Genomic DNA, 26,828 nt, shown 5'->3' with positions numbered 1-26,828 from the left:
TACAAACTAAAAATACAGCAGATGCCATACTTGCCTATCTTTTACAGAAAAATCATGCACAGACGAGTTTTCCAGACTGCAATTTTATTTTTCCTCCAAGTCGCCCTGGTTCTAGGCCCGTGGGTGCAGCCTGCGGCGGCGCTAACTCCTGAACAGCAGCTTTTGAGCGAAGCTTGGCGAATTGTCAACCGCTCTTATGTGGACGACAGCTTCAATTCTAAAAACTGGTGGTCGATTCGCGAAAAAGCCGTCAAGCAACCGCTAAACGACAGACAGCAGACTTACACGGCGATTCAGGGGATGCTGGCGAATCTCGACGACCCCTTCACTCGACTGCTGAAACCCGAACAGTACCGCAGTTTGCAGGTCAACACTTCGGGAGAATTGACGGGAGTCGGGCTGCAAATTGCGATCGACTCCCAGACAAATACCCTGACAGTGGTGGCTCCTTTAGCTGGTTCGCCAGCGGATAAAGCCGGCATTCAACCGCTCGATCGCATTTTGAAAATTGACGGCACTCCCACGTCAGAATTGAGCCTAGACGAGGCAGCAACTCGAATGCGCGGCCGCATCGGCACTCCTGTTACCTTGACCTTGGGACGCGAAGGAAGGGACGCTGCTGAGGAAATTGAGCTGGTGCGCGATCGCATTGCTCTGAATCCGGTTTACGCCGAATTGCAGTCGGGGCCGGAGAATTTACCGCTGGGCTACATTCGCTTGAGTCAATTCAGCGCTAACGCCACCGAGGAAGTCGCCCACGCGATCGACCGTTTGGAAAAACAAGGCGCCGCCGCCTATATTCTCGACCTGCGGAATAACCCGGGCGGGCTGTTGCAAGCGGGGATTGAAATTGCGCGCTTGTGGCTCGATTCCGGGACGATCGTCTACACAGTCAACAGACAAGGCATTCTCGGCAGTTTTGAAGCCTCTGGACAAGCCTTGACTGGCGATCCGCTAATTGTTTTGGTGAACAAGGGAACGGCCAGTGCTAGCGAAATTTTGGCTGGTGCGCTGCAAGATAACGGCAGAGCTCAACTGGTGGGCGAAAAGACTTTCGGCAAAGGGCTGATTCAGTCGCTGTTTGATTTGTCTGACGGTTCCGGGTTGGCTGTGACTGTGGCTAAGTACGAGACGCCGAACCACACGGATATTAACAAATTGGGGATTGCGCCCGATCGCCTAGTGCCGCTAGAACCCATTGCGCGCGATCGAATTGGCACCGAAGCCGACTTGCAATATCAAGCTGCACTGCAACTTTTGAAAGAAAAAACCGTGATGGCAAAGATGGCGGTTGAAACCGCGTCTACACAAACAATGTCGGCCTCCGCGGACGGAAGAGAATAAGGTAATTTCAACCGTCCTTTCTTCAACCCGCGCACCATCCGGGTTTTGTTTGTATAGGCGCGGTTTCAACCGCCCGCTCTTATTTGTGCGCTCTTCTTTCTTCTGTGTGCGCGGTACACATCCTACAACAATCTTCAGATTAAGGTTGCTGTCTGACGATTAAGGTTGCGGGGTTGATTCCTCGGCCTCGGGTGCTTCAGGTTCCTGCAAAATCACCGCACGCTGCTGGGGATCGACTCGATTACTTTGCTCTTGCATCACAGTTTTTGCCAGACTGGGGTCAAAGTAGCGGTTAAAGTCCGATCGCGACTTATCTACTCGTTCTTGAGTAAGATTCACTTCAGCTTGGATTTCCTGCAACTTTTCTTGCACGGCCCGGTAGTGAGGCCAAAGCTGAATCAAAGCAGAAGTCGCACATACTGAAAGTACGATATTGACTACTAACTTGACTCCTGTTTCGGCGGCCAACGTTTGGTGAGGGTATGAACGCTGGCTGCTGCTGCTGCGACGAGTAACCCGAGGGGAGTTTTTTACAGGACGCAGTGGAGTAACGGTGGGTTGAATCGCTTGCATAATTTTTTTTTCAAATACCTGAGACTGACGTTTGAGAGCTGACCGCAGAAAATTCTGAGCTTAACGCACACCCGCCCCTGTTTGTCAGGTGCTGACAGCCAAAATTTTTGAGAGTGAGTGACGCTGTTCGGACGGAATTTTCCCATAAAAATGCCTGCCCTTGCAGTCTCGTCTTCCTGACCACAAACAATCTACTCCACTGTGGCAGCAATTGTCTGTAATAAGAGAGATTTAACTGCTGGGACAGGCGCTTTACGGTTCGCGGCTGGTGTCTCGAAACTATTTGTACAGTTCAGTTGACAGCCGGAAAGCCAAGATTCCGGGAATCAGAGCAATTACGAGCGCTACGTAGACTTGGGTATCTGTTAAAGACATATCAGGAAAACTCCTTTTCGCGGACACGAGCTTTCACTAATTTGAGACAAATTGGCGCTTTTGGGAATCATTTGTAACAATTCGTTAAATTAAAGACTTACCAAGTTTACCCAGTTTGCATTTACTTTAAGGAGCGAGCTAAATATTTGTGTGCCTGCGGCACCAATCCCAATGGTGAAATTAAATAGAGCCGATACCCGTCAAGCCTCAATGATTTGATTCCCGTTATGCAACTGTCAACTGTCCACTGTCAACTGTCCACTGTCCACTGTCAACTATCCACTGCTATACCTGGGGACTGGCGGCAGAAAATGGCCCGAGAAATCCCAAAAACTTGGAACTTATACCAACAGTCTTTGGCGCGATAATTATCAAAGTTATTGTGGAAAACTTGCCGATTTCTGTGGAAAACCCCCCTTTTCCTGTGGAAAACTGCAACTAAATTAAGTGCGATCGCTTTCACCAGATTGATAACATTTAAAAAATGGCAGGAATTGCGATCGCAAAAACCCCCTTCCACCTTGCTCCTTCATCCGTCAACCTGCTATTTGCTGGAAATACAGCCTAAATCTTTCTTGCTTCATCCTTGCTTCTTACCTCTTGCTTCTTCCTTCTTGCTTCTTCCCTCTTCCAGCTCTTGGGCATCGTAGCTAATTTGGTCGGAGTGGTAAGCCGGGGGCTCAACGTGAATTAAGATGCGTACAGGGCTGAAACGTTCTTCCAAACGGGCTTCAACTTCTTCTGTAATCCGGTGAGCAGTTTCTACATCCACAGCATCCACAACCATGTGCATATCAATAAACACTTGACGCCCGATCAGGCCGCGGGAGGCGATCGAGTGACAGTTGATCACTCCGGGTACATCCATGGCGATCGCCTGAATAACTTCCGGGGCGATCGCCATTTCATCCACCAACCAAGGCAAATTTTCCCTTAAAACTTTCCAACCGCTGCTAAATACCAAAAGAGCGACAGGAAAAGACAAAAACACGTCCAGGGATTGCAATTGAGGTATATTTAATACCTGACCTTGCCAAACACCGATCAACCCGCCGATGACCATAATTGTCACCCAAACATCGCTCATCGTGTGTTGAGCATCCGCCACCAAAATCGCGCTACCGAGACGTTTGCCAACTCTGCGCTCGTAAAAAGTGACAAAAATATTAATCCCCAGTACAATCAGCAAAATCCACAGTTCATTTGGGGATATTTTGACAACTTTACCCCCGTTAATCAGCCTTTCGACAGCACCGCTGAGAATTTCAAAACAGGCAATTCCCAGAAAAGCAGCAATTCCCAGAGCTCCGAGAGCATCAAATTTTTGGTGTCCGTAGGGATGATCGCGATCGGGCTGCGGATTGGCATAATGATTAGTTACCAATCCTAAAATATTATTAGCGCTATCCGTGACGCTGTGCAAAGCATCTGCCAGCAAACTGAGGGAACCAGTCAGCCATCCCACGGCTGCTTTAATTGCCATCACCAGCAAATTTAGCAATAAGGTAATGATTAAAACCTTGCGGACTTCGGAACGGTTATCAGCAACCATAAAATCTCCTCGATCGGCAGTCAAGTTTTCAGGTTTCTAGTTTAAAGCTTATCAAGTCATAACAGGTTAAAAGTATTGCAGAATCTAGCTGGCGACTAGATTTATCTTCATTAATTTAGCCTAGCTTCTTGAGATTATTTTTAATTAATAGCATTCTCGCAGCTTAATTTAGCTGGCAGGTACTTCTTTTGGGTTACTATATCTTTTATCATTAACAATTGTATGTTAAATTTCATTGCCCATGTCTCTTTCTCCGCTGACACTGAATTTAGTTGAAGGTTCTGTCTCGTTTAGCTTTTCGGCGCAAGCCGCGCGGGATTTGCAAAGTGCGATCGCAACTTTGATGGACAGCTTGAAAGCCGTAGCAGCCAAAACCGCTGGCGGTAAAGCTTCTCCCCAAAAACCCATGGAATATCGGTATGCAGGGGATGTATTCTTGGAGGTTTTCTGCAACCCGAATATCTGGGCGACTCCCTTTGCTGCGAAAGTGCTGATTACCGTTAGGGACGATCGCCTGCGCGTCACCACCGAAGCCGAACTCAGCCGCCTGCGCGACGATCTCGCTCAGTATATCGAACAAGTCGGTTGAGATGCTCAACCTGAAACCCGCCCGTTTATCAAGGTTTAATTCCCATGAGAATGATTGGGTTTTGTCCTCAGTAGGGTGCGTCAGCTATGGTTATTTTATCGGTAATTGAGAGACTCCAAGCTGACGCACCCTACAACTACAACTAATTGCTAATTTTAATTTTTTCCAACGGGTAGCTATCTGCTGGCGAAGCCGACCATTCCCACATTGAACCTGCATAATTCTTAGCATTAAATCCCAAACTTGTCAAGACACAAGTCAACCATGCCGAGCGAATTCCCCCGGAGCAATAACTCACAATCTCAGCAGACAGCGAAACACCTTTCTGCTGCAAAATTTCCACCATTTGTTCGCGATCCAGCAATTGTCCCTGCTTGTTCATTAACTGTTTGTAATAGAGATGAACCGCACCGGGAATGTGGCCGCCCCGCGTTTCTCCGTAAGGCGTTTTTCCTGCATATTCTCGCAGCTCTCTAGCATCAATCACTACTAAATTATCATTGCCTAAAATAGCTTTTAACTCATCTTGCTGAATTTCCCAATTCGAGCGGCGAGATACGATAAAATCTCCGGGTAGCGGTGGATGATCTACACCTTTTACTTGAGCAATTCCAGCTTTGACTAAAGCTCGATATCCTCCATCTACAAAAACGGCTTTTTCGTGTCCCAAAGTCCGCAGCATCCAAACAATTCGCCCGTCTTCGCCCCACCCTTTCACAGAATCTGCAATGACGATTACAGGTTGGTCTTGACAAATTCCCAGTGCTTGCAGTTTTTGTGTTAAGATTGCATTATGTTCGATGATTTTGCCTTTGTGCGGAAAGTGCGATCGCGAAAATTCCTGCCAAGTTACCGGAATAGCTGATGGTAGTCGGCAAAACCACTTTAAAATACGTTGACGAGCATCCAGCAGAGTAGCTCCTTCTGACAGCAATTCCTTAGCTACATCTGCACTTACGATCCAATTATCTGGTAAATTACACAGTAAATTAGACATACTTTACTGAGCTACTTTTGCTGTATTAGCACCGCAGGCTAAAACCCCTTTGGTATTAGTGGGATTAGCTGGTTTAGTCTTACTTGGAGCATTAGCTTGACACAAGATTATTTGGATTTTACTTCCTGCTAAAAAGACTCCACCCACAAAGCTTTTGAGATTAGCTTGATTCGACACTGCATAATTAAATACAGCTTTGTTTACTGTATCAATTGAATATTTGTAATTAGCTGTGTCAGCTTTAATGCCGAGAGCTAGATTAGAAACAGAACTTGTAAAACCCGTGTTGTTGCGATAGTAGTCTTGCTGAGCTTTATTCATTTCTGCGACATATTGTTTAGCTGCTAATTCCTGAGATTTGAGGGTTGGCGACAACTGAGCATGAGCGACTGTAGGAAACAAAACTGGTATAATTATAGTTGTAATAACAACTTTTATCTGCTGGTTACGAGAGCTATAAGTCATGTTTTTACCATTGCTTAAAACTTGAATTCCGGTAGGACACCGCATTGCCGTGTCCTTACAGATGTCCGATTTTACCATACATATTTCACATCAAGTTCATCGATTAACATACTTGTGGAAAGCGGTATTATTTGCAGAAATGACTGAACAACTGAACGGTGGAGTAACATACAATTAAACTAATTGTTTTGCTTGAAACTGCTTCAACGCCCCAGGAGCAACTGTGCCGTGTTCGGTGATAATTCCCGAGATTAATGCCGCCGGAGTTACGTCAAAAGCGGGATTGTAAAATTCTACTCCCTCTGGACAAATTCGAGTAGTTCCAACTTGATACATTTCAACTGAATCGCGTTCTTCAATCGGGATTTTGCTGCCATCGGAAAGTTCAAAATCAATTGTTGACAGAGGAGCAGCGACAAAGAAGGGGACGTTGTGAGCTTTGGCAACAATTGCTAAACTATAAGTGCCAATTTTATTGGCGGCGTCGCCGTTAGCAGCGATTCTGTCTGCGCCGACAACTACGGCGTGAATCATGCCGAGTTTCATACAGTGGGCGGCCATATTGTCGGCGATTAATGTGACGGGAATTCCTTCTTGCACGCATTCCCAAGTGGTGAGTTTGGCACCTTGGAGACGGGGCCGTGTTTCGTCTGCAAAAACTCTGCCGAGTCTGCCTTCTCGCCAAGCAGAACGAAATACACCTAATGCTGTACCGTAGCCGGCAGTTGCTAATGCACCGGCATTGCAGTGAGTTAGTAAGTTCAATTTTTCGGGTGTACTTGGCAGAACTTCTAAACCTTTGTCGCCGATATCTTTGCAAGTTTGCACGTCTTCTGCTTGAATGGTTTTAGCCATTTCTAACAAAGTTTTCTGTACTTGTTCGACGGAACCGCTAGTTTGATTTGCTGTTTTGAGCATTCGGGATATCGCCCAAAATAAATTAACTGCTGTGGGACGAGTCGATCGCAATAAATCACCAACTTGTTCTAGTTTAGCCAGAAATTCGGTGCGATCGCCCGTTTCGATTTCTCGCGCCCCCAAATACATCCCGTAAGCTGCTGCTACCCCAATCGCCGGAGCACCTCGAACGATCATAGTTTTAATCGCCTCAGCCATGTCGTTGCTGCGACTAATTTCCACAGTCGTGTATTCTTGAGGCAATCGATTTTGGTCAATTAGTATAACTCGGTTTTCAAGCCAGGTGACGGGGGAAACGGGGGAGTTTTGAGCTGTCATCGATTTCAATGATGTGAGGGACAAGTTTCTATGATGCCATGAAGGCGACTATTCCTGTATGTTACGAGGGAGGCGCTGGATTTGCCAAAATCCCTGTCCTGGGGTTTGAGATTGGAGAATTGCTGGATACTTACCACTTTCTGGGTTTGGAACTTGCGTAGAGTTGCATTATTTTTGCACATTTTTGTACTTAGTAAAAAAAATAACATTAAGTTTTATAAATTAGATTGACATTTTTTGAAATATTTCCGGAATCGGGAACAAGCTAGTTGTACGTGGGGTCAGTCTTTTTTAAGTTGAGAAGGAGAAAGTGCGATCGACCAACTTTCGATCTCTAACAAATTCACAAAAATCACAGAAATAGATAATTGTAAAACTTTAGTGTGTGCAACTTTTACTGAGTTGAAGGCTGGTTTTGTGGTAGCCGTATCTGTAGCTGGAAGTTCGGCCGATCGCACGGAAACAACATTTTGGAAACCTACTTAGGTGCATGAGGGAAAGGTAATTATGAAAAACTTACAAATAGTCTTCGTAGATTCAGCAGTTGAAGATTGGCAGAGTCTGGCTGCGGGTGTGAAACCGGGGATTGAGGTCATTTTAGTCGATCGCACGCGTGACGGCATCGAACAAATTTCCGAAGCATTGCAAAGCCACAAAGGTATAGAAAGCGTTCACATTATTTCTCACGGGGAATCGGGGAGTTTGCAGCTAGGAAAAACTAGCCTGAATTCCGACAATTTAGAAACATATCGCGACTGTTGGAAACGGTGGTTTTCGTCATCTGTCAATTCAATTCAAAATCGATTTGAAATTCTGCTCTACGGATGTAACGTAGCTGCGGGTGAAAAGGGAGAAGCTTTTGTACAAAAGCTGAGCAAGTTAACAAAAGCTAATGTTGCTGCTTCTGCTGATATTACCGGGAGTGCCGAAAAAGGCGGCAACTGGTTGCTTGAATATGCAACAGGAGTGATAGAGACGGGATTGGCGATCGAGCCGGAGGTGATGGCAAATTACGCGCACGCCTTGGCTACGTTTGTTGTTACTAATACCAACGATGCTGGGCTGGGTTCGCTGCGGCAAGCGATTTTAGATGCTAATGCTACTGCTGCACCACCGCACAATATTAACTTTGCCATAGGTACAGGCGCGCAGACGATCGCGCCCCTGACTTCTTTGCCACCCATCACCGCGGCTGTAACTATCGACGGTTTCAGCCAACCAGGAGGGGCGACTCCTGCGACTGTGACTGCTCCAGCCACGGTACTGATTGAGCTAAGTGGTGTCAATGCCGGGCCTGGGATCAACGGCCTAATCATCATCGGCAGCAACAGCACCGTCCAAGGACTAGCGATCAATCGCTTCAGCAACTCCGGGATCTTCATCGCAGGCAACACTTCGACGGGAAACGTAGTGCGGGGCAACTACATTGGCACCAATCCTGTAGGGACTGCTGCCTTGGCAAACGTCAGTGGCGTGGTAGTTGACAATGCACCGGGCAACACGATCGGCGGAAGTACAGCAGCCGATCGCAACATCATTTCTGGCAACAGTCTTTTCGGCGTGTGGCTCAACAACACTGGTGCTGCAAATAACATTGTCCGAGGTAACTACATCGGCACCAACGCCGCAGGCACTGGTGCTGTGCCCAACGGTGGCACTGGCATACAGGTTCAAGGTGCGCCCAACAACACGATTGGCGGGACTAATCTGGGCGATCGCAATTTGATCTCTGGAAACGGTAGTGGCGCTGGCGTGTTCATCGATGCAGCCACTGCCACAGGCAACACTGTACTGGGCAACTTCATCGGCACTGACATCAACGGTACAGCAGACTTGGGCAACACCGGTTTTGGCGTAGCGATCCAGAATGCTCCCGGCAATACGATCGGCGGAAATACCGCAGGTGCGCGCAACATCATTTCCGGCAATAATGCTTTCGGTGTAGTCATTCAAAACAACCCTGCTACCAGCAATGCTGCCACAGGCAACCGAGTCTCAGGCAACTTCATCGGCACCGATGTCAGCGGTAACGCAGGCTTGGGCAACACTTTGACTGGCGTACTCATACAGGATGCTGCCAGCAACACGATCGGCGGGACTGCTGCGGGCGATCGCAACATCATTTCCGGGAATCTCGGTTTCGGCGTGCAAATTCTCAACGCCAATGCCACTCTCAACTCTGTACTCGGCAACTACATCGGCACCAACTCCGCTGGGACTGCTGCGGTGCCAAACATTATTGGTGTGGTTGTAAACAATGCACCCAACAACACGATTGGCGGTAGTGTGGCCGGCGCTGGCAATATCATTTCCGGCAACAGCAGTCCCAGCGCCGGTTTAGGCGTCCAGATTACAGGCGCTTCTGCAACAGGAAACACCCTGCGCGGCAATTCGATCGGCGTTGCAGCCAACGGTACTAGCCCCTTAGGCAATAGTTCGCTAGGAGTACAGATTATCGCTGCGGCAAGTAATAATGCGATCGGCGGTACGGCAGCAGGTGAAGGAAATATCATCGCCAACAACGGCAATATCGGCGTAGGTGTTGACTCCGGCACCGGCAACCGCATCCAAAACAACTCGATCTTCGCCAACGCCGGCCTAGGCATCGACCTCGGCAACAACGGCAGCACCGCCAACGATCTGGGCGATCCAGACATAGGGCCCAACCTCCTCCAAAACTTCCCCGTACTCACCACCGCCAATGTCGGCCCTGGCAACGTCACCGTCGCCGGAACCTTCAACAGCATTCCCAGCAACACCTTTACCCTGCAATTTTTCGCGAACACTCCCCCCGGCACCCAAGGTCAAACCTTAATCGGTTCTGCCACAGTAACAACTGATGCTGCCGGTAACGCCACCTTCAATCAAGTTTTCCCTGTAGCAGTTGCTCCCGGTCAATTAATCGCTGCCACAGCAATTGACGCTGCTGGCAACACCTCCGAATTTTCCGCACAGCCGATACCTGTTGTCGCGCCGCTGGGCAGCATTACTGGTATCAAATTTAACGACATTGACGGCAACGGCACTCAAACAGCCACAGAACTCGGTCTCCCCGGAGTGACTGTTTTCCTAGACACAAACGGTGACGGCGTTCTCGGCGCTGGGGAAACTTCGGTGACTACGGGTGCTAACGGAAACTTTAACTTCCCCAACTTGCCCGCAGCTAATTACAACGTTCGGGAAATTGTGCCTCCTGGAAACCGACCAACTACTCCCAATCCAGTTTCAGTAGCGCTGGCGGCTGGCCAAACAACTACGGTGAATTTCGGGAATCAACCGATACCCCCTGTACTTGGCAGCATTACTGGTATCAAATTTAACGACGTTGACGGCAACGGCACTCAAACAGCGGGAGAACTTGGCGTCGCTGGAGTGACTGTTTTCCTCGATACTAACGGTGACGGCGTTCTGGGCGCTGGAGAAACTTCGGTGATTACGGGCGCTAACGGAAACTTTAATTTCCCCAACTTGCCTGCTGGTACTTACAACGTTCAGGAAATTGTGCCAGCCGGAAGTCAACCTACGACTCCCAATCGGGTTGCGGTGACGCTGGCTGCTGGACAGACTACTCCGGCTACGGTGAATTTCGGGAATCGCCCATTGCCAGTTCCGACTCCGACACCTGCCGTACTCGGCAGCATTACTGGTATCAAATTTAACGACTCAGACGGCAACGGCACTCAAACAGCCGGAGAACTCGGTGTACCAGGGATTACTATTTTCCTCGACACTAATAATGACGGCATTCTCGGCGCTGGAGAAACTTCGGCAATAACTACCAGTCCTCTCGGCAGCTTCAATTTCCCCAACTTGCCCGCGGGTACTTACAGCGTCCGGGAAATTGTGCCACCAATCTTCCAAACCACCACTCCCAATCCAGTTTCAGTGACGCTGGCTGCTGGGCAAACGACTCCCGCTGTGGTGAATTTCGGCAATCAACAGATTCCGGTTCCGACACCCTCCGTACTTGGCAGCATTACTGGTGTCAAATTTAACGACGCTGACGGCAATGGCACTCAAACAACCGGAGAACTTGGCGTCGCTGGAGTGACTGTTTTCCTCGACACTAACAATGATGGCATTCTTGGTGCTGGAGAAACTTCGGTGACTACAGGTGCCAACGGCAGCTTTAATTTCCCCAACTTGCCCGCAGCTACTTACAACGTGCGGGAAATTGTGCCGGCCGGAAGCCAACCAACTACTGCCAATCCGGTTTCGGTGACGCTGGCTGCTGGCCAAACGACTCCCGCTGTGGTGAATTTCGGGAATAGCCCATTGACGGTTCCGACTCCGACTCCCACTCCAACTCCGACTCCCACTCCAACTCCGACTCCGATTACGACTCCGACTCCGGCGCAGCAAGGCAGCATCAGCGGTCTAAAATTCAACGATGCCAACGGTAACGGCACTCAAGATGCAGGGGAAATCGGTCTTTCGGGATGGCAAATTTTCTTAGATGCTAACGGGAACAACTCTTTAGATTCGGGCGAAACTTCTGTTACCACTGGCTCGAATGGCAATTACAGTTTCACCAACCTCAACTCCAGCAATACTTACAACGTGCGGGAAGTGCAGCAGACTGGTTGGACACAAACGACTGCTAATCCGGCGGCGATTAATCTGGGTAGCGGCGAAAGTCGATCGAACGTTAACTTCGGCAATTTCCAAAATATTAGCATCTCGGGTAGCAAGTTTAATGACCTCAACAATAACGGGGTTTTGGATGCTCAAGAACCGCTATTGCCTAACTGGCAAATTTTCCTTGATGCTAACGGCGACGATTCTTTAAATGGGGGAGAAGTTAACACTGCAACTGATAGTTTGGGGGGCTACAGTTTTACTAATTTAGGCCCGGGAACTTATCGAGTTCGGGAAGTCAATCAACCTGGTTGGACTCGAACTACTGCGAATCCTGCTGATGTTATTGCTGTCAGCGGTACGAATGTTGGCAGTATTAACTTTGGCAATTCCTTCACCCAAGCACCAACACCAACGCCAACGCCAACGCCAACACCAACACCCACACCAACACCAACACCGCCAGGAGAAGATGCTGACTGTATTTGTTCGCAAATTGTTTTGCCGAGTCTTGGCAGTATTCGCGGCCCGAGTTCTGTCACGAATACCCGCAACGGTACTAACGGCAATGACACTATTCTGGGCACTAATAACGGTGACGAAATCAACGGCTTTGACGGCAATGATTTGTTGGCAGGGTTGCGGGGAAATGATAATATTTATGGGGGACTTAACAGCAATTTCCCGGTTGGCCCAAATATAGACAGGGATACGCTGTTTGGCAATGAGGGTAATGATTACCTCAACGGGGTGGCTGGAAATGATTTGATCTTTGCGGGCGAGAACAATGATGTTGTTTACGGTGGCAAAGATAATGATATTATTTTTGGCGACAAGGATAGCGATACTTTAATTGGTGACCAGGGTAACGATACTATTTACGGGGGAACTCTTAACCCGTTCGACCCGGATTTGAATGGTAACGATTTGCTGTTCGGTTTGGCGGGGAATGACTTCCTCAGCGGTCAGGAAGGTCAAGATACGATCGCAGGTGGTGACGGCAATGATACTGTACGCGCCGGCAAGGGCAACGATGTGCTCGTGGGCGAGTTGGGCAATGACTTGCTGTTTGGCGACCAGGGCAGCGATACTATCTGCGGAGGCGACGGGGAAGATACTGTGTACGGGGATATTGGCAGCCGTCTCCCTGTCGGTTCTGCTGGCGGACAAGACCAAATCTGCGGCGGTTCTGGCAACGATTTGCTGTTTGGCAATGAAGGTCAGGATACTGTTAACGGCGATGCTGGAAATGATACTCTTTACGGCGGGAAGGATGAGGATAGTTTGCTCGGCGGTGCTGGGGATGATTGGTTGTTTGGAGATGAGGGGAATGATACTCTGATTGGAGGCACTGGGAGCGATCGATTTATCTTAGGTCTTGACCTCGGCAGCGAGACTATTTTAGACTTTCAAGGTGGCTTGGATTCGATCGGCTTAATTAACGGTCTGAATTTCTCACAACTGAGCATTGTGGCCGAGAATAGTTCTACTCTGATCCGAGTTACCGGTTCGGGTCAACTTCTGGCAACTCTCAGCAATGTGCCGACGAGCCTGATTACTGCTACAGATTTTGCGATCCTGTAGTTCGATCGCGCTTCATCAACTAAGTTAGAATCTTGTAGGGACGATCGATCGTCCCTACAAGATTCTAGAATTGCATTTAATCTCAAGTTTGATCGCTCGCCCTACCCGAGCCATTGGTTGTTGGCAAATATTTGGACGGCGCGTCAGATTTCCCGAGCAGTCCGCATTACAGAATCGAGCTACTTTGGTAACTATCGACCCATATTGCGCTTCATGCGATCGAGCTCTTCCTGAGCTTCCCAGTGTTGAAACTTTTCTTCTAAAGGATCTGCCGCATTAAAACTGCTATAATTAGAAGTCTGATTCCAACCCTTTGTATCCCAATTCGGCTCTGTTTTCGTGGTAGTTCGAGTTGCGGCTTCTGCTGCTTTGGCTCGAACTTCTTTGCGCCGCACTTGAATTTGGCGGTACAATTCTTTGGCTTTCTCTATCCGTTCTTTGCAGCCTTGCATTTGTCCCCAGCGCTGATTTCCCTGACGGAGCAAAGCTGCTTGGCGCTCTTGGGCTGCTTGAGCTAAATCGAGCCTTTGAGCTGCTTTAGCTTTGTTTGCGCGATCGTTCCAGCGCTGAATTTCTTGGGCGGCGGAGAGGATTTCTGCTTGCAGTGTTTTCTCTTGTTTCTGAATGTCGAGAATCAGCCGCAGCGTGTCTTCTTCTTGTTCCTTCAGTTGTTCTTCTATTGCCTGCAATTCCAGATGGGGATTGCTGCGCAAAAATTCTTCTAATCTGGTTTCTAGAAAACGGCTGAAATCGTCAAATAAGCCCATTTTTTATAATTCCTCAGTCATTGGTCATTAGTTGTTAGTCATTAGTTGTTAGTCACTGGCGAGCGGTCATCAGTCATTAGTTGTTACTGATTATAACTGTTTACAACCCTTGTGAGGTACAGTCTCATAATTGCCAATTACCAATTACCAATTACCAATTACCCATTACCAAACTCATAACTAATGACTGATGACCAATGACGGGTGACTGATGACTAATTAGAACTTTTGTCCGACAAAAACCGATCGCACATCTCCACCCTTGCGGATAACTGCTTCTTGATTTTTGATTTCTGCCAGAGTCCAACCGCTAGCGCCGATGCTTTCGCCGACATAAATTCTGCGGGCTACACCGTCTACTTCAAACAAAGCAGCCGATCGATCGCCCAATTCCAAAATTCCTACCAGCGTGTGCGCCGAAATCGACGCGGTACCAGCAGCCGGTGCCGATTGCGGCCTGGGCGCGGGCGCGGATTGCTGAGCTGCTGGTGCTGGTGCTGGTTCGGTTTCGCGAGCCAAAATCTTGGGCTGGGGAGACTCGGAGGGGTTCGGGGAAGCGGCGAGGGGAGTGCGATTGCCAGCAGCGGCGATCGCTCTACCGGAGGCTGTGGCCGTAGGCGATGGGGAAACCGAGGCCGTTTGAGGAGCCTGAGTGACAGTCACCTGAGCCGGAGCAGCGGGAGCCACTGTCACCTGAGCCGGAGGCGGGATGACTACCACTTGTGGTGCAGGTGCTCCCGGCTGCGCGGCGACTTGTTCTAGGGCATTAGCGATGCGGTTGACTGCTGTCGAAAGACCTGCGGTTGCCGGCGGCTGACCGGAAATTGAAATGCTCGGCAGCGTCCCTGGGGTAGTGGCTCCGGAAACTCCCGCTAGTTGTGGCAGTGCTTGAGGTGCTTTCTTTTGTTCGATCGCCACTAGCGAGCGCTGCACGTATTCGACAAACTGGGTGTCTGGTGCGGTTTTGCCACTTGCTGCCGGCGTCTGCGGGGCGGGGGCTGTTGGCAAGCGCACCAGTCCCGACCTACTTGCCAGCCACAATCCCATGACTAGCAGCAGCGAGCCGCAGGCTGCTCCCAGCAGGATTTTGTCGAATGATTGTTTGGACTGCTGTTTTTTGGTTGTTTCTAGGGCGACTTGGCGGGCGATCGCTGCTACGTCTTTTTCGCCGCTTCGCGGAGGCTCTGGCGCCAACTGCGACAAAACTATTTGAGGTACCGAGATCGATTTGAGCGCCACGAATTCTGGCGCCACGGGTTCCGGTGGCTGCGTGCCGCTGCCGTCGAATGCTCGATCGACTCCTTCAAACAATTCGTCCATCAACCGATCGGCGTAGGACTCTACTGCCACTGCTTCGGCTGGCACGGTTTCGACTGTCGCCTTCACGGCGATCGGCTCTGACGATGATTCCAAAGACATCTGTTTGGCGATTACTTTTTGAGGCATAGTTTTATGTTACTCCCGCTCCCCGACAACCCTGAGGTTCTCAACTTCAGACTTCTACAGGATACTTCTAATATTTACCAATTCTTTGCTCAGAACAGGTCAATTGTATCTCACCTACCACCATATTTTTAGTCCTGGGTGAACTTACACTATTTTGCATGGGAGCCGTGAGATTTGAGATTGGGAAATGGTATACTGCCTATGGGTTTGAAGCGCCAGCTTGCAGTTGCATTTTTTTCTTGGGGATTGCTGCAAGCCCGATCGACTTTTGTTTCACGGGTTTTAGGCTTTTTCACTGCTCTTTTCTGCTGTTAGTCTTGCTTGCTCTGACTTTTTCATCGCATTTTACCGCTTTTGTCAACCCCCCACGCCCTAGGACTGCGCAGCTTTTGACACAAAACTTTACTTTGATTCTCTGCTCAAAAACCTGGGTTGTCTCGCCCTTTGCCCTTGGTTTCCAGATTCGATCGGGGTTTCATACTTGTAGCCCTCTTAAATTTATTGGCTTGTTTGCTTGAGAGCAATAACTTGCTCCAGATTGTATAACTTTAACAGTACCATAGCTTCATCACATTTTAGCAATCTAGCCTCAAATCCCGCAAAATCCTCGGCTTAATCATAATAATTCTCATTAATTTTGGGATTTTTTTGAGAATACAATTCGTAACATGACAATATGAAATTCATGCTGTCGAACATATAAGATTTACTTATACAGTGAGGGCGATCGAATTTTCCCAGAAAGCAGCAAACTCTAAATTTACCTGATTTACCTTTTTTGTCGATCGGACGCTAGTCCTCAGACTAAAATTATTTTTTTGTAATAGTGACCGATATCAGATGCACCAAACAACCCGGTTTCTCCTTGGCAAAATTGAATCCAAATCGCGCAATGACTTTAATAAATCGAGTTTTGGCGTTCAATATTGTCTGGGTTGGTGCGATGGCTCAAAAATATCTGATGAAAATTTCCGAGGCTCGATCGCTCTTGGGAATTTTTACAGGAATTTTTGTTAAACAAGCCCTAAGTATTTTAATATCATACAAACAATTGTCTGTCAACAAGCATCGGGTGCTGTGCGATCGCCACGAAACAGCGGACGATGGTCTGGCGCGCGATCGATCGATTAATCAACTCGCCGTTAGCAGGCTTCAGAGCGGGGCAAATTAACGAGCAACCAGTGACGGCATTCTCTGCTCTCTGTTTGATGTCTAAAAACCAGAGCTTGTCTTTTTAAGTTGAGAGTTATATTTCAAATCATTAATTGAGTAAAACGGTTAACCTTTGAATACTTCACCCCAGCCTGGTGAGTCGCGCAAGTCTTGGTTTCCACTCAAAAAGCAATCTGGCGGAACATTGTCCGCTGGCGGAGCCACCATCTCAAAGGTATTGTTAGTGATATATTGGTCGATCGCTGGCGAATCTCCCTCGTTAACTTAATTCACTCGCATGAGCAAGCACAAGTATTCGTTGCCCAGCTATCCGCCTTCAGGAATCTAGCATCTATTGCATCCATTAAAGAGGATGGCGCCTGAAGCATAAGCTCGATCGAACCTTAGGGAATCAAACTGCCACAAAACCAACAACTCGTCACAAATCGAAACACTTTGGACGCTGCTCTCACCTACCCATTTTTCACCAGATGCCAAGGGGATCGAGTAATGTGTAATTGAGACTTTTAGAGGTAACAGAATACCAAGCGTGACACCGATCAATCTACTGCGAACTGTTTTGCAACTGTCGGCGAGCGCTGGCATTAAATTTGTCCGCACCATCACCGATATACTTACGTATGTCGCACCTAACGATCCCTTTAAAAAATATCCCTTTCCCAAGTCACTTGAGTCCTATTTTGAAGCAGAATCGAGCCGAAATCTGCCAAAATTTTATATTATTTCTTGGCAATCATGAAACTATATCCGAGAAAATACCGAGCTTTCCTAACGCAAAAATTAAATTTTACCAGAAGATTAAAGTGGCTGGCAATTGTCAGCGCGATCGGCATAATTTACTACGGTTCAGGAAAACTAGGCATGGCAGTAGCTCTGCCAATTCCGCCCGGTAGTATTACAGCCGTTTGGTTCCCTTCTGCGATCGCTTGGGGTGCCATGCTGTGGCGAGGATATAACATTTTTCCAGCAATTTTAATCGCTGATTTTATAACGGCAATCCCCAACTACTCTGATGGATCTAACGACTTGTTGATATCGATAGTTGTCTGCTCTGTCGGCTCTTTAGGAGCCGCAATTGAGGCGGGATTAGGAAGTAGACTCATCCGGCAATTCATCCCGATTTTCGCACCTTTTGGTTCGGCAAACTCCGTACTAAAATTTGTGCTAATTGTTGCTATTTGCACCGGATTAAACGCCACGATGGGAGTGACAGTAATTTGCTTGGGCGGAATTTCCCAATGGACGGATTACGGGTTTCTTTGGTTGACTTGGTGGACGGGAAATGCAATTAGTATTATAGTATTTTTGCCCCTGCTGCTGGTTTGGCAGCGAGTACCCCCGATGCGCTGGCAGAGCCAGAAATGGATTGAAGGATTGCTACTTTTGAGCTTGTTGATGGGGACTGGCAAACTTGCTTTTTGGGATAACTATCCCGTACAATACATGATGCTGCCTTGCCTGTGGTGGGCGGCATTTAGATTTGGACAGCACGGTGCAACTGCTGCCATTGTCTTTGTATCGAGTTTGGCGCTGTGGGGTACGGTGAATGGCACCAGTTCTTTCCTGCGCGCTTCCTTGAACGAGTCATTAATATTGTTGCAAACTTTTATGGGAGTAGTGGCAGTTTCAACGCTGCTTTTATCTGCCGTTTTATTGGAGCGAAAACAGGCAGAAATCGGGCTGAAAGTGGCAAATGAAACGCTGGAAATGCGAGTTGAAGAACGCACTCTCAGTTTGACAGAAACCAATGAAATACTGCAAGTGGAAATTGCCGAACGCCAGCAAGCTGAAATTGCGCTGCGACAATCTGAAGTTGACAAGACTCAACTAATTACTTCTCTGCAACAGCAAAAAATGACTGTGGAGCGAACGCTGCAAGACCTAAAAAATGCTCAAGCGCAACTGATTCAAACTGAAAAAATGTCAAGTCTGGGACAACTGGTGGCTGGAGTCGCTCACGAAATCAACAATCCTGTCAGCTTTATTTACGGCAATATCGATCATGCCGCAGAACACTCTCAAGCACTTTTAAAGTTAATCGACTTGTACCGACAGGAATATAGCGATATTAATCCGCAGATTCAAGAGTTAACAGAGGCAATTGAGCTGGATTTCCTGATCGAAGACTTGCCTAAATTGCTGATTTCCATGAAAATGGGTGCTGAGCGCATCCGAGAGATTGTGCTGACGCTGCGCAACTTTTCGCGTCTAGATCAGGCAGATATGAAGGCTGTAAATATTCATGAAGGAATTGACAGCACTCTGATCATTTTGCAAAGCCGGCTCAAGTCCAAAACCGATCGCCCGGAGATTCAGATTGTGAAGCAGTACGGCATCTTGCCGGCGGTGGAATGCTACGCAGGCCAACTCAATCAGGTGTTGATGAATATTCTGAACAATGCCATTGATGCTTTGATGAGTCAAGCTCGCGGGAATGAGGGTTTTATGCCGACGATCGCGATCGCCACTGAAATTATAGACTCCCAATGGGTTAAGATTAGGATTAAAGATAATGGCACTGGCATATCCCCATCAACCCAGGAACGCATCTTCGACCCGTTTTTCACCACAAAACCCGTCGGACAAGGTACGGGGCTAGGATTGTCGATTAGCTACCAGATTGTTGCAGAAAAACATCGCGGACATTTGAAATGCGTTTCCGAACCCTCCAAGGGGACAGAATTTGTGATTGAGCTACCGGTGCAGCAAAAAGTTCTGGCGGCGCGATTAGAATGCCTGTAGTTGTCCGAATCAGCGATCGGCCGGTCGATCGCACTTGCATCCTATCCCAGATTACACGCAAGTGCGATCGCGTGTGAGGAAGTGACGAAGGGCGATCGACTCACAAGTCAAAACAAACTCTTCCATTTTTTTGAGTTTGAGTGTGTACCAATCATCCCTCAGCTCTAAATTTGTTACACAAAACAACGATTTAGGAGTAAAAATCTCCATAACTCGGATTTTGTGGCACTATTGAGTAAATTGTTATAGTAACCATCATCAAACCCCCTAAGTCAGTGAAATAGCTATGTTAGTCCAAGTAACCATAGAGAACTTCCTGTCCTTCAGGGAAGAAACAACGTTCAGTATGGTAGCTGTTAGCAGTGACCAACATCATGCAGACCATCTGGCTGTAGATACAGCAGGTAAGGGACGGTCACTTTTGCCTATCTCTGCTATTTATGGCGCCAATGCAGCAGGCAAATCTAACCTGATTAAGGCAATTGATTTCGCCAAGGATTTGATTGTAGAAGGAACACGTAGTAGTCAGGCTATTCTAGTTACTCCATTTAAATTAGGTAATAACAGTAAAAAACCTAGCAAGTTTGAATTTATTTTTACTCATCACGGGAATCTTTATTCCTATGGATTTAAGTTAAATGCTACCCAAATAATTGAAGAATGGCTTTACATAACCCCCGCAGGCAAAAAACGGGAAGTACCTTTTTTTGAACGGCTCACTTCTGAAAACAAAGAAACTAAAGTAGAGTATGGATCTGCCCTCAAAGGCCGGAGCAAAAAACAAGAACAGTTTCTAGACTTTATTACACAGGGAACACGTCCCAATCAACTTTTCTTAACAGAAGCTGTAGATCGCAATGTTCAGACTGTCAAGCCTGTTGTGGATTGGTTCAGAGATGTCCTAGTTATTATCCCAGCCGAATCTCACTATGAAGCTCTAGAATTTACTATTTTAAATAACGAACAATTTACTAAGTTTCTAAGTAGCTTTTTGAAATTTGCAGGCACTGGTATTGATTCTATAGGAAAAGAAGAAGTGGACTTGGACTTTGATCGCCATTTCCCAGGTATGCCAGATAGTATCAAGGAGAAAATCATTCAAAAATTTGCTGATGCCAATGAAAATTCTATTGCAATGCTTGAAAATCTCACAGGTCAACGATATTTCCTCAAGTATGGAGTAGAAGGTAAGCTAAGCCTCATTCAACTTAGGACTCAACATCGTCATGAGAACGGTAATCTTGTAGACTTTTCAATGGAAGAAGAATCCGAAGGTACGCAGCGTTTAATTAACTTAATTCCTGCACTATTTGCTTTACAAGAAAATCCTGAGATAGTTATTTTACTGGATGAGTTAGACCGCCGTCTTCATCCTCTTCTATCACGAAAATTTATAGAAATAGCCTTGAATTGTAGACAAAAAAATAGTCAGAGCCAACTAATATTTACAACTCATGATACGAACCTTCTAGACTTAGATATTATGCGGAGAGACGAAATCTGGTTTGTTGAAAAAAATGAGCAAGGTGCATCACATATTTGTTCGCTAGCCGAGTTTAAAATTAGACCAGATGTTCAAATCGAAAAAGGCTATTTAAATGGTAGATTTGGAGCTATTCCATTCTTTGGAGATATCCGTAGTTTAGGATGGCTGGATTGTGAAACAGAGTCATCTGACAAACATGATAGCAAACATGAAAAAACGCAATCGAACCAAGCTCCTAGATCGTCAGTACAATAATCGAGATGCCACACTTTTTGTTATTGCTACAGAGGGTAGGGAAACTGAAAAGCAATATTTGTCGATGTTTCGTGACTCTCGTATCAAGATAGAAATATTGCCAACGGGCGAAGATAATAAGTCTGCCCCTCAATATGTTTTGGATCGATTAGATGAATTTGCACAAAAATATAATATGACTCCAGAGGATACTCTATGGCTAATATTTGATGTGGATCGATGGGGAGTAAAAAATATCAGTGCAATCTGCCGTGAAGCCAAACAGAAAAATTATCAACTAGGTATTAGTAATCCTTGTTTTGAGGCTTGGTTATATTTACATTTTGATGACTTAGATCCTAATGATACAACCTGCAAAGATGTAGAAGCAAGGTTGCGAAATAAGTTGGGGTGCTATAATAAGAGCAATCTTAATTTAGATTCGTTTAAGGACTATATTGAGGATGCTGTTCAACGTGCCAATAATTTACATCCCCATCATCAACAGCACTGGCCACCGACGCCTGGTTCCCACGTTTATCGAGTTATTCAGATGCTTCTCAAGGCATTGAAACAATAGTAAAAATTAGTTAATTTTGGCGGATGATAACTTATTAAAGTTACGCTCCGCCAAAATCTCCCATCTAAAAATTAAAATGGTCTTAACCGACTCGTTCCGCTAACTCCAACCACCGCTCAGTCGCGCGATCGATTTCTTTCGTCAATTTAGCCAAACGATCCGATAACTTCTTCACCTCCGCAAACCCGCTCGGAGCATTGTTTGACAAAATCTTCTCAACTTCTTGTTTCTCAGCTTCCAGTCTCGGAATTTGAGCCTCTAACTGCTGGTATTCCCGCTGATCGTTGAACGAAACTTTGGTTGATTTTGCAGTAGAAGTTTTGGCTTTTGAATTGTTAGATTCAGGGGTGCGTGCAAGCTTTTCTTTGTCTTTTTGTGCTTTGAGTTCCTTGGCTTCTTCGGCTTTCTTGTAGTCCAAATACACGGAGTAATTGCCGGGATACAAGCGCAAATTGCCGCCCGGTTCTAAGGCGAAAACCATGTCGATCGTGCGATCGAGAAAATAGCGATCGTGCGAAACCACAATTACGCAGCCGTTAAAGTCTTCCAGATAATCCTCCAAAACCGCCAGAGTCTGCACGTCCAGGTCATTTGTCGGTTCATCGAGAATCAGCACGTTGGGCGCACTCATCAGCACTTTCAGCAGGAATAACCGGCGCTTTTCGCCGCCCGAAAGCTTGTTAATCGGTGCATACTGTTGGTTGGGGGGAAACAGAAACTTCTCCAACATTTGAGAAGCGGTAATGATTTCCCCGTCGGCTGTTTGCACCAATTCCGCCACACTTTTCAGGTATTCAATAACCCGCTGGTCTTCATTCGGCGTCAAATCTTCTGAATGCTGGTCAAAATAACCGATATGAATGGTTGTGCCAATTTCGACAGTACCCGAATCCGTCTTGATGCGCCCGGTGATGATATCCATCAGCGTCGATTTTCCCGCACCGTTGCAGCCAATAATTCCAATCCGGTCTTCGGGAGTGAAATTGTAGGTAAAATCTTTGATTAAGGTGCGATCGCCATAGGCTTTACGAATATTCAACAACTCAATGACTTTCTTACCAATCCGGCGCCCCGCTGTGGCAATTTCGACTTTACCGTTGGATGTTTTGAATTCCTGGGCGCGCATATCCTTAATGCGATCGATCCGAGCTTTTTGCTTGGTACTGCGCGCCTTCGGCCCTTTCTTGAGCCATTCCAACTCGCGCCGCAATACTCCCGCGTGTTTGCGCTGAGTGCTGCTAGCGGATTCTTCTGCTAGGGCTTTTTTCTCCAAGTAATAAGCGTAATTGCCAGCATAATTGTAAAGGTCGCCGCGATCGATCTCCAGAATCCGATTGGTAACGCGATCGAGAAAATAGCGATCGTGCGTAATCAGCAGCAGCGCACCGCGATAGCCGTTCAAATAGTTCTGCAACCACTCCACAGACAGCGCGTCCAAGTGGTTTGTCGGTTCATCCATCAGCAACACATCGGGCTCGGACAACAGCGCCGTGGCTAAGGCAATGCGCTTGCGGTAGCCGCCGGACAAGTCGGCAATTTTCGCATCAAAATCCTCAATCCCCAACTGAGTCAAAATCAATTTTGCCTTGGTTTCCAAGTCCCACGCGCCCACCTCGTCGATGCGCGCCGACACGGTAGACAGGCGCGACATCAACTTATCGGTATCGCCTTTGCCGTGGGACAGTTGATCGGAAATTTCTTCATATTCCCGCACTAAAGCCATTTGTTCGCCGCTGTCGGCAAATACTTGCTCTAAAACCGTGTGACTTTCGTCTAAATCTGGCTGTTGCGGGAGATACACAATTGTAGACCCTGGATTGACCCAGCGATCGCCCGCGTCGATCGACTCCATACCCGCAATCATTTTCAGCAGCGTGGATTTCCCGGAACCGTTAGTGCCGATGAGTCCGACTTTATCGCCTTCATCGAGGCTGAAACTGGCATTACTCAAGAGTTCCTTGATGCCGAAGTCTTTTTTGATCGATCGCAGAGTAAAAATAGTCATCAGTATATCAAGTCATTTACCTAGCTTAGTTTAGCTTAGTTCGATCATGTCCGGTTGCATGGATATGGTCTGTCGTTCCGATGAAAGTTTTTCAAGACAAGGGCGAACTCGATTTTTTAGACTATCTAAATCTTGATAAATGGGTAAACTTTGACTGAAGTGCGATCGGCATTGGGGATTGACAAACAAAAACCGTATACGGTAAAATCTCAATATTAAGATAATTAGACTGCATATTGCGTCTAACTATATATCTAACCTGCTGAGTTATGTGTGAGAATTCAGCCGACTTCCTATCCATGAGATACGATAATCCGGTAGCCCCTAATCCTTAGTTGTAGCGTCTTATAAATATTGGCTGTACAATAATCACACCTGGCTATGTTTTAATTATGCTACAGCTATTTAAGCAAAGTTATAAAAAAGTAGGTTCTTATGTCTAAAGCAGTTAAGCAAGACATCATCACTATGGCAGAAAAGCAAATTCTGGCGGAAGATCAAATTGACGAAAGAAGGCAAGAAATTGACTACGATACTAGGGAATTCACCATCGAATTCATAGTAAATAAATACCTCGAAAAAGATGACGATGATTTCAGTGAGATTTATGTGCCTGAATATCAAAGAGAATTTGTATGGGATATTAATCGTCAATCTAGATTAATTGAATCCATTATTCTTGGTCTGCCTATTCCCGTGCTCTTTGTCGCAGAAATTAAAGAAACTGGAAGACTAGAGATTGTTGATGGATCTCAGAGGGTTAGGACTCTTGCAGCTTTCATGACAAATCAGTTGCAATTGAGGAATCTGAGAATATTAAATGGTCTAAATGGTTCCTGTTTTAAAAATCTCGCACCATCACGCCAAAGAAAATTTAAGAACACTCCGATCAGAATGATAGTTCTCTCAGACAAAGCTGATGAGAAAGTAAGAAATGATATGTTCGATCGAATCAACACCAGTAGCCTTGATTTAACTCCAATGGAGACAAGGAAAGGTGTTTATAGGGGTGATTTTACAGACTTCATCTTTGATTGCGCTACAAATAAAAAACTCATTGAGCTTTGCCCAATTGGTAGATATTTTCAAGATAGAAATGAGGAAGCTGAACTCGTTCTAAGATTCTTTGCTTTTTCTGAAACCTATCCAGAATTTAACCTCTCCGGCGAGAACAATCAAGCCAATCTTGAAAGAACAGGGGTTGCTAGATTTCTTGATGAGTATGTTATTTTGAAAAACCATCATTTCCCAAATGAGGAAAAGCAGAAGAAGTTATCTGATTTTGAGAGGATGTTGAATTTTGTGCAGAAAACTTTTCCAAGTGGATTTAAGAGAAATCATGATTCTGATTCAACTGCACGCCCTTACTTTGAAGCTATTTCAGTAGGTTCTCATCTAGCTCTTGAGCAAAAGCCTAATTTAACTGTTCAAAATTTATGGAACCCTTCAGAAATAAGTAATCAAACCGATTATTTTCGGATTCCAATAGGTCGCTACCAAACTCACAAGCCCCAGAATATGAAAGAAAGAATTGACTATGTTAAAGACAAACTTTTAAGTCAAAGCCTATGAAAGACTTCATCAAAGAATTTAACAGGCGAGTAGCAGAAATCCAAAAATATTTTGAGTTAGTAGATAGAATTGAACAACTTGGTGCATTTTCTACTAATTCAATCACTTTCCCATCAGGTGAATATATTGTTGATAGCGATCTCCAAAAAATATTGAAGTCTCATTGTTACCTGCTATTATACAATCTGGTCGAATCTTCTATTAGAAATGGTATAACTGCAATTCATGATGTTATTTTGACTTATCAATTAACTTATAAAGATTTAAGTCCGAAAATAAAAAGATTATGGTTGCTGAACGATAGAAGTAAAAGCTTTAGAGATTCATATATCAAAAAGGATACTGTAGCAGACAATCTTCAGGAATTAATTGAATCAGTTTTAGATGATGAGATGGTTTCGTTAGATCCATCTAATATTCCAATATCGGGAAATTTGGATGCTAAAACTATCAAAGAACTCATAGATATGTATGGTTTCTTTGGGAATTTAGGAGTTCTGAGTAAAGAAATAGATGATATTCTGAATTTTGTGGTTAAGATACGATGCGATTTGGCACATGGAAATGTTTCATTTTGTGATGCTTCGAGTCAGAGTCTAATAACTTGGAGCAAGTTAGTTGATGACAAAGATAAATTAGTTAAATATTTGACTCATCTGTTGAATAATATTGATGATTACATTGAAAACAAGAAATACAGAACCCAATTGACAAACAAAAATACTCTGCGGTAAAATTAGAAATAAATAAAGCACGGATAATTCCCAAATGAACGATCGCTCCTCAGCAGATTTGATATCTGTGACAGAGTTACACCGCCAGCTTAACGACTTACTCAAACAACTATCACCAGAACGATTGCAGGTACTTACTGATTTTGCCGCTTACTTAGCCAATGCTGAAAGCGAAGCTGCAACTCAAGAACTTTTGGCAATTTCTGGATTGCTAGAGCGAGTTAAGCAAAATCAAGCAACTCCTAAAACTGATTACGCAAGCTGGAGAAATCTGCGCTCCGATGTATGAAGATCGCCTCCATCCTGATGCTCAAAAGGTTTATGTCAATGCTGACAAAGCCCTAGCGAATAAAATTGCCCGATGTTTAGCGCAGAAGCGAGCAAACTCCCCAGTTGCACCCTAATATTAAAGCCCTTAAAGGAGATTTTGCAGGGTACTATCGCTACCGAATTGGAGACTACAGAGTCATTTACTCGATCGACGATGAAATAGTGCAGGTATTTGTTGTGGCGATAGCTAATCGCAGTGAGGCCTATGAACCGTGAGGGCGAGTTGATAAGCCCAGCAGCAAGAGCGATCGCCCGCGTCGATCGACTCCATACCCGCAATCATCTTCAGCAGGGTGGATTTCCCGGAACCGTTAGTGCCGATGAGTCCGACTTTATCGCCTTCATCGAGGCTAAAACTGGCATCTGTCAAGAGTTCCTTGATGCCGAAGTCTTTTTTGATCGATCGCAGAGTAAAAATAGTCATCAGTATATAAAATTATTCACCTAACTTAGTATCAATGGCACT

23 protein-coding genes and 1 pseudogene are annotated in these 26,828 nt (G+C 46.1%); 12 read left to right on the top strand and 12 right to left on the bottom strand.

The features are described from left to right. Positions 1-54 precede the first annotated feature (54 nt). On the top strand, positions 55-1,344 hold the full coding sequence (gene ctpA / locus QUB68_RS03210) for a carboxyl-terminal processing protease CtpA (protein ID WP_332989350.1): 1,290 nt from the start codon (positions 55-57) through the stop codon (positions 1,342-1,344). Between the two features lie 159 nt (positions 1,345-1,503). Here ctpA and QUB68_RS03205 read toward each other — a convergent pair whose 3' ends face one another. The 3 genes from QUB68_RS03205 to QUB68_RS03195 all read right to left on the bottom strand — a co-directional run bounded on the left by QUB68_RS03205 (position 1,504) and on the right by QUB68_RS03195 (position 3,844). Next, a complete protein-coding gene (locus QUB68_RS03205; RefSeq protein ID WP_332989348.1) occupies positions 1,504-1,917 on the bottom strand; it encodes a hypothetical protein in 414 nt (137 codons plus the stop codon). Between the two features lie 279 nt (positions 1,918-2,196). Further along, the gene (gene psaM, locus QUB68_RS03200) at positions 2,197-2,292 is read right to left on the bottom strand and encodes a photosystem I reaction center subunit XII (RefSeq protein WP_015174804.1); all 96 of its coding nucleotides are present in this window, start codon (positions 2,290-2,292) and stop codon (positions 2,197-2,199) included. Between the two features lie 580 nt (positions 2,293-2,872). Next, positions 2,873-3,844 (bottom strand): cation diffusion facilitator family transporter, encoded by a 972-nt coding sequence (locus QUB68_RS03195; RefSeq protein WP_332989346.1) that lies wholly within the window; start codon positions 3,842-3,844, stop codon positions 2,873-2,875. Positions 3,845-4,085: 241 nt separating this feature from the next. Here QUB68_RS03195 and QUB68_RS03190 point away from each other — a divergent pair, with 241 nt between their 5' ends. Beyond that, the gene (locus QUB68_RS03190) at positions 4,086-4,433 is read left to right on the top strand and encodes a hypothetical protein (protein WP_332989343.1); all 348 of its coding nucleotides are present in this window, start codon (positions 4,086-4,088) and stop codon (positions 4,431-4,433) included. A gap of 142 nt (positions 4,434-4,575) precedes the next feature. Here QUB68_RS03190 and QUB68_RS03185 read toward each other — a convergent pair whose 3' ends face one another. The 3 genes from QUB68_RS03185 to mtnA all read right to left on the bottom strand — a co-directional run bounded on the left by QUB68_RS03185 (position 4,576) and on the right by mtnA (position 7,131). Continuing rightward, positions 4,576-5,430, bottom strand: coding sequence for a sulfurtransferase (locus QUB68_RS03185; RefSeq protein WP_332989341.1), 855 nt, complete (start codon positions 5,428-5,430; stop codon positions 4,576-4,578). 3 nt (positions 5,431-5,433) lie between these two features. Next, positions 5,434-5,940: a type IV pilin-like G/H family protein gene (locus tag QUB68_RS03180; RefSeq protein ID WP_332989339.1), complete on the bottom strand. Its 507-nt coding sequence runs from the start codon at positions 5,938-5,940 to the stop codon at positions 5,434-5,436. A gap of 129 nt (positions 5,941-6,069) precedes the next feature. Then, positions 6,070-7,131, bottom strand: a complete 1,062-nt coding sequence (mtnA, locus tag QUB68_RS03175; protein WP_332989337.1) for an S-methyl-5-thioribose-1-phosphate isomerase — start codon at positions 7,129-7,131, stop codon at positions 6,070-6,072. A gap of 38 nt (positions 7,132-7,169) precedes the next feature. On the opposite strand from mtnA, the gene QUB68_RS03170 reads away from it, so the two are divergent. Both QUB68_RS03170 and QUB68_RS03165 read left to right on the top strand, forming a co-directional pair. After that, complete coding sequence (locus QUB68_RS03170) at positions 7,170-7,292, top strand: hypothetical protein (RefSeq protein ID WP_332989335.1); 123 nt, start codon at positions 7,170-7,172, stop codon at positions 7,290-7,292. Positions 7,293-7,638: 346 nt separating this feature from the next. Beyond that, positions 7,639-13,293 (top strand): SdrD B-like domain-containing protein, encoded by a 5,655-nt coding sequence (locus QUB68_RS03165; protein ID WP_332989333.1) that lies wholly within the window; start codon positions 7,639-7,641, stop codon positions 13,291-13,293. A 191-nt stretch (positions 13,294-13,484) separates the two neighbouring features. Here the strand turns inward: QUB68_RS03165 and QUB68_RS03160 are convergent, their stop codons facing one another. From QUB68_RS03160 to QUB68_RS03150, 3 genes are all read right to left on the bottom strand, one after another. After that, positions 13,485-14,060: a TIGR04376 family protein gene (locus tag QUB68_RS03160; RefSeq protein ID WP_332989331.1), complete on the bottom strand. Its 576-nt coding sequence runs from the start codon at positions 14,058-14,060 to the stop codon at positions 13,485-13,487. Positions 14,061-14,279: 219 nt separating this feature from the next. After that, complete coding sequence (locus tag QUB68_RS03155; protein ID WP_332989328.1) at positions 14,280-15,506, bottom strand: hypothetical protein; 1,227 nt, start codon at positions 15,504-15,506, stop codon at positions 14,280-14,282. A gap of 149 nt (positions 15,507-15,655) precedes the next feature. Further along, a complete protein-coding gene (locus QUB68_RS03150; protein ID WP_332989326.1) occupies positions 15,656-15,802 on the bottom strand; it encodes a hypothetical protein in 147 nt (48 codons plus the stop codon). Positions 15,803-16,398: 596 nt separating this feature from the next. Between QUB68_RS03150 and QUB68_RS03145 the strand changes: the two genes are divergently transcribed. Next, positions 16,399-16,677, top strand: coding sequence for a hypothetical protein (locus QUB68_RS03145; protein WP_332989324.1), 279 nt, complete (start codon positions 16,399-16,401; stop codon positions 16,675-16,677). Positions 16,678-17,414: 737 nt separating this feature from the next. Further along, complete coding sequence (locus tag QUB68_RS03140; protein ID WP_332989322.1) at positions 17,415-19,421, top strand: MASE1 domain-containing protein; 2,007 nt, start codon at positions 17,415-17,417, stop codon at positions 19,419-19,421. A gap of 51 nt (positions 19,422-19,472) precedes the next feature. On the opposite strand, the gene QUB68_RS03135 is transcribed toward QUB68_RS03140, so the two are convergent. Continuing rightward, positions 19,473-19,631 carry a hypothetical protein gene (locus QUB68_RS03135; protein ID WP_332989320.1) on the bottom strand — a complete coding sequence of 53 codons (159 nt, stop codon included), beginning with the start codon at positions 19,629-19,631 and terminating at the stop codon, positions 19,473-19,475. Positions 19,632-19,707: 76 nt separating this feature from the next. On the opposite strand from QUB68_RS03135, the gene QUB68_RS03130 reads away from it, so the two are divergent. After that, positions 19,708-21,162: an AAA family ATPase gene (locus QUB68_RS03130; protein ID WP_332989318.1), complete on the top strand. Its 1,455-nt coding sequence runs from the start codon at positions 19,708-19,710 to the stop codon at positions 21,160-21,162. Continuing rightward, positions 21,116-21,721, top strand: coding sequence for an RloB family protein (locus QUB68_RS03125; protein WP_332989316.1), 606 nt, complete (start codon positions 21,116-21,118; stop codon positions 21,719-21,721). The genes QUB68_RS03130 and QUB68_RS03125 overlap by 47 nt, the downstream gene beginning before the upstream one ends. Positions 21,722-21,803: 82 nt before the next feature. Here QUB68_RS03125 and QUB68_RS03120 read toward each other — a convergent pair whose 3' ends face one another. Continuing rightward, complete coding sequence (locus tag QUB68_RS03120) at positions 21,804-23,726, bottom strand: ABC-F family ATP-binding cassette domain-containing protein (protein WP_332989314.1); 1,923 nt, start codon at positions 23,724-23,726, stop codon at positions 21,804-21,806. A 435-nt stretch (positions 23,727-24,161) separates the two neighbouring features. Between QUB68_RS03120 and QUB68_RS03115 the strand changes: the two genes are divergently transcribed. From QUB68_RS03115 to QUB68_RS29925, 4 genes are all read left to right on the top strand, one after another. After that, a complete protein-coding gene (locus QUB68_RS03115; protein ID WP_332989312.1) occupies positions 24,162-25,298 on the top strand; it encodes a DUF262 domain-containing protein in 1,137 nt (378 codons plus the stop codon). Beyond that, positions 25,295-26,032 carry an MAE_28990/MAE_18760 family HEPN-like nuclease gene (locus QUB68_RS03110; RefSeq protein ID WP_332989310.1) on the top strand — a complete coding sequence of 246 codons (738 nt, stop codon included), beginning with the start codon at positions 25,295-25,297 and terminating at the stop codon, positions 26,030-26,032. The genes QUB68_RS03115 and QUB68_RS03110 overlap by 4 nt, the downstream gene beginning before the upstream one ends. 34 nt (positions 26,033-26,066) lie before the next feature. Further along, a complete protein-coding gene (locus QUB68_RS03105) occupies positions 26,067-26,321 on the top strand; it encodes a hypothetical protein (RefSeq protein ID WP_332989308.1) in 255 nt (84 codons plus the stop codon). A 104-nt stretch (positions 26,322-26,425) separates the two neighbouring features. Beyond that, a complete protein-coding gene (locus QUB68_RS29925; RefSeq protein WP_442923037.1) occupies positions 26,426-26,578 on the top strand; it encodes a type II toxin-antitoxin system RelE family toxin in 153 nt (50 codons plus the stop codon). Between the two features lie 31 nt (positions 26,579-26,609). Here QUB68_RS29925 and QUB68_RS03100 read toward each other — a convergent pair. Beyond that, positions 26,610-26,786: pseudogene (locus QUB68_RS03100) on the bottom strand (ATP-binding cassette domain-containing protein); the annotation flags it as partial. Between the last annotated feature and the right edge of the window lie 42 nt (positions 26,787-26,828).

The organism is Microcoleus sp. A006_D1, from assembly GCF_036702805.1.
Lineage (GTDB): Bacteria > Cyanobacteriota > Cyanobacteriia > Cyanobacteriales > Microcoleaceae > Microcoleus.
This window is presented reverse-complemented; position numbering and strand designations above follow the sequence as displayed.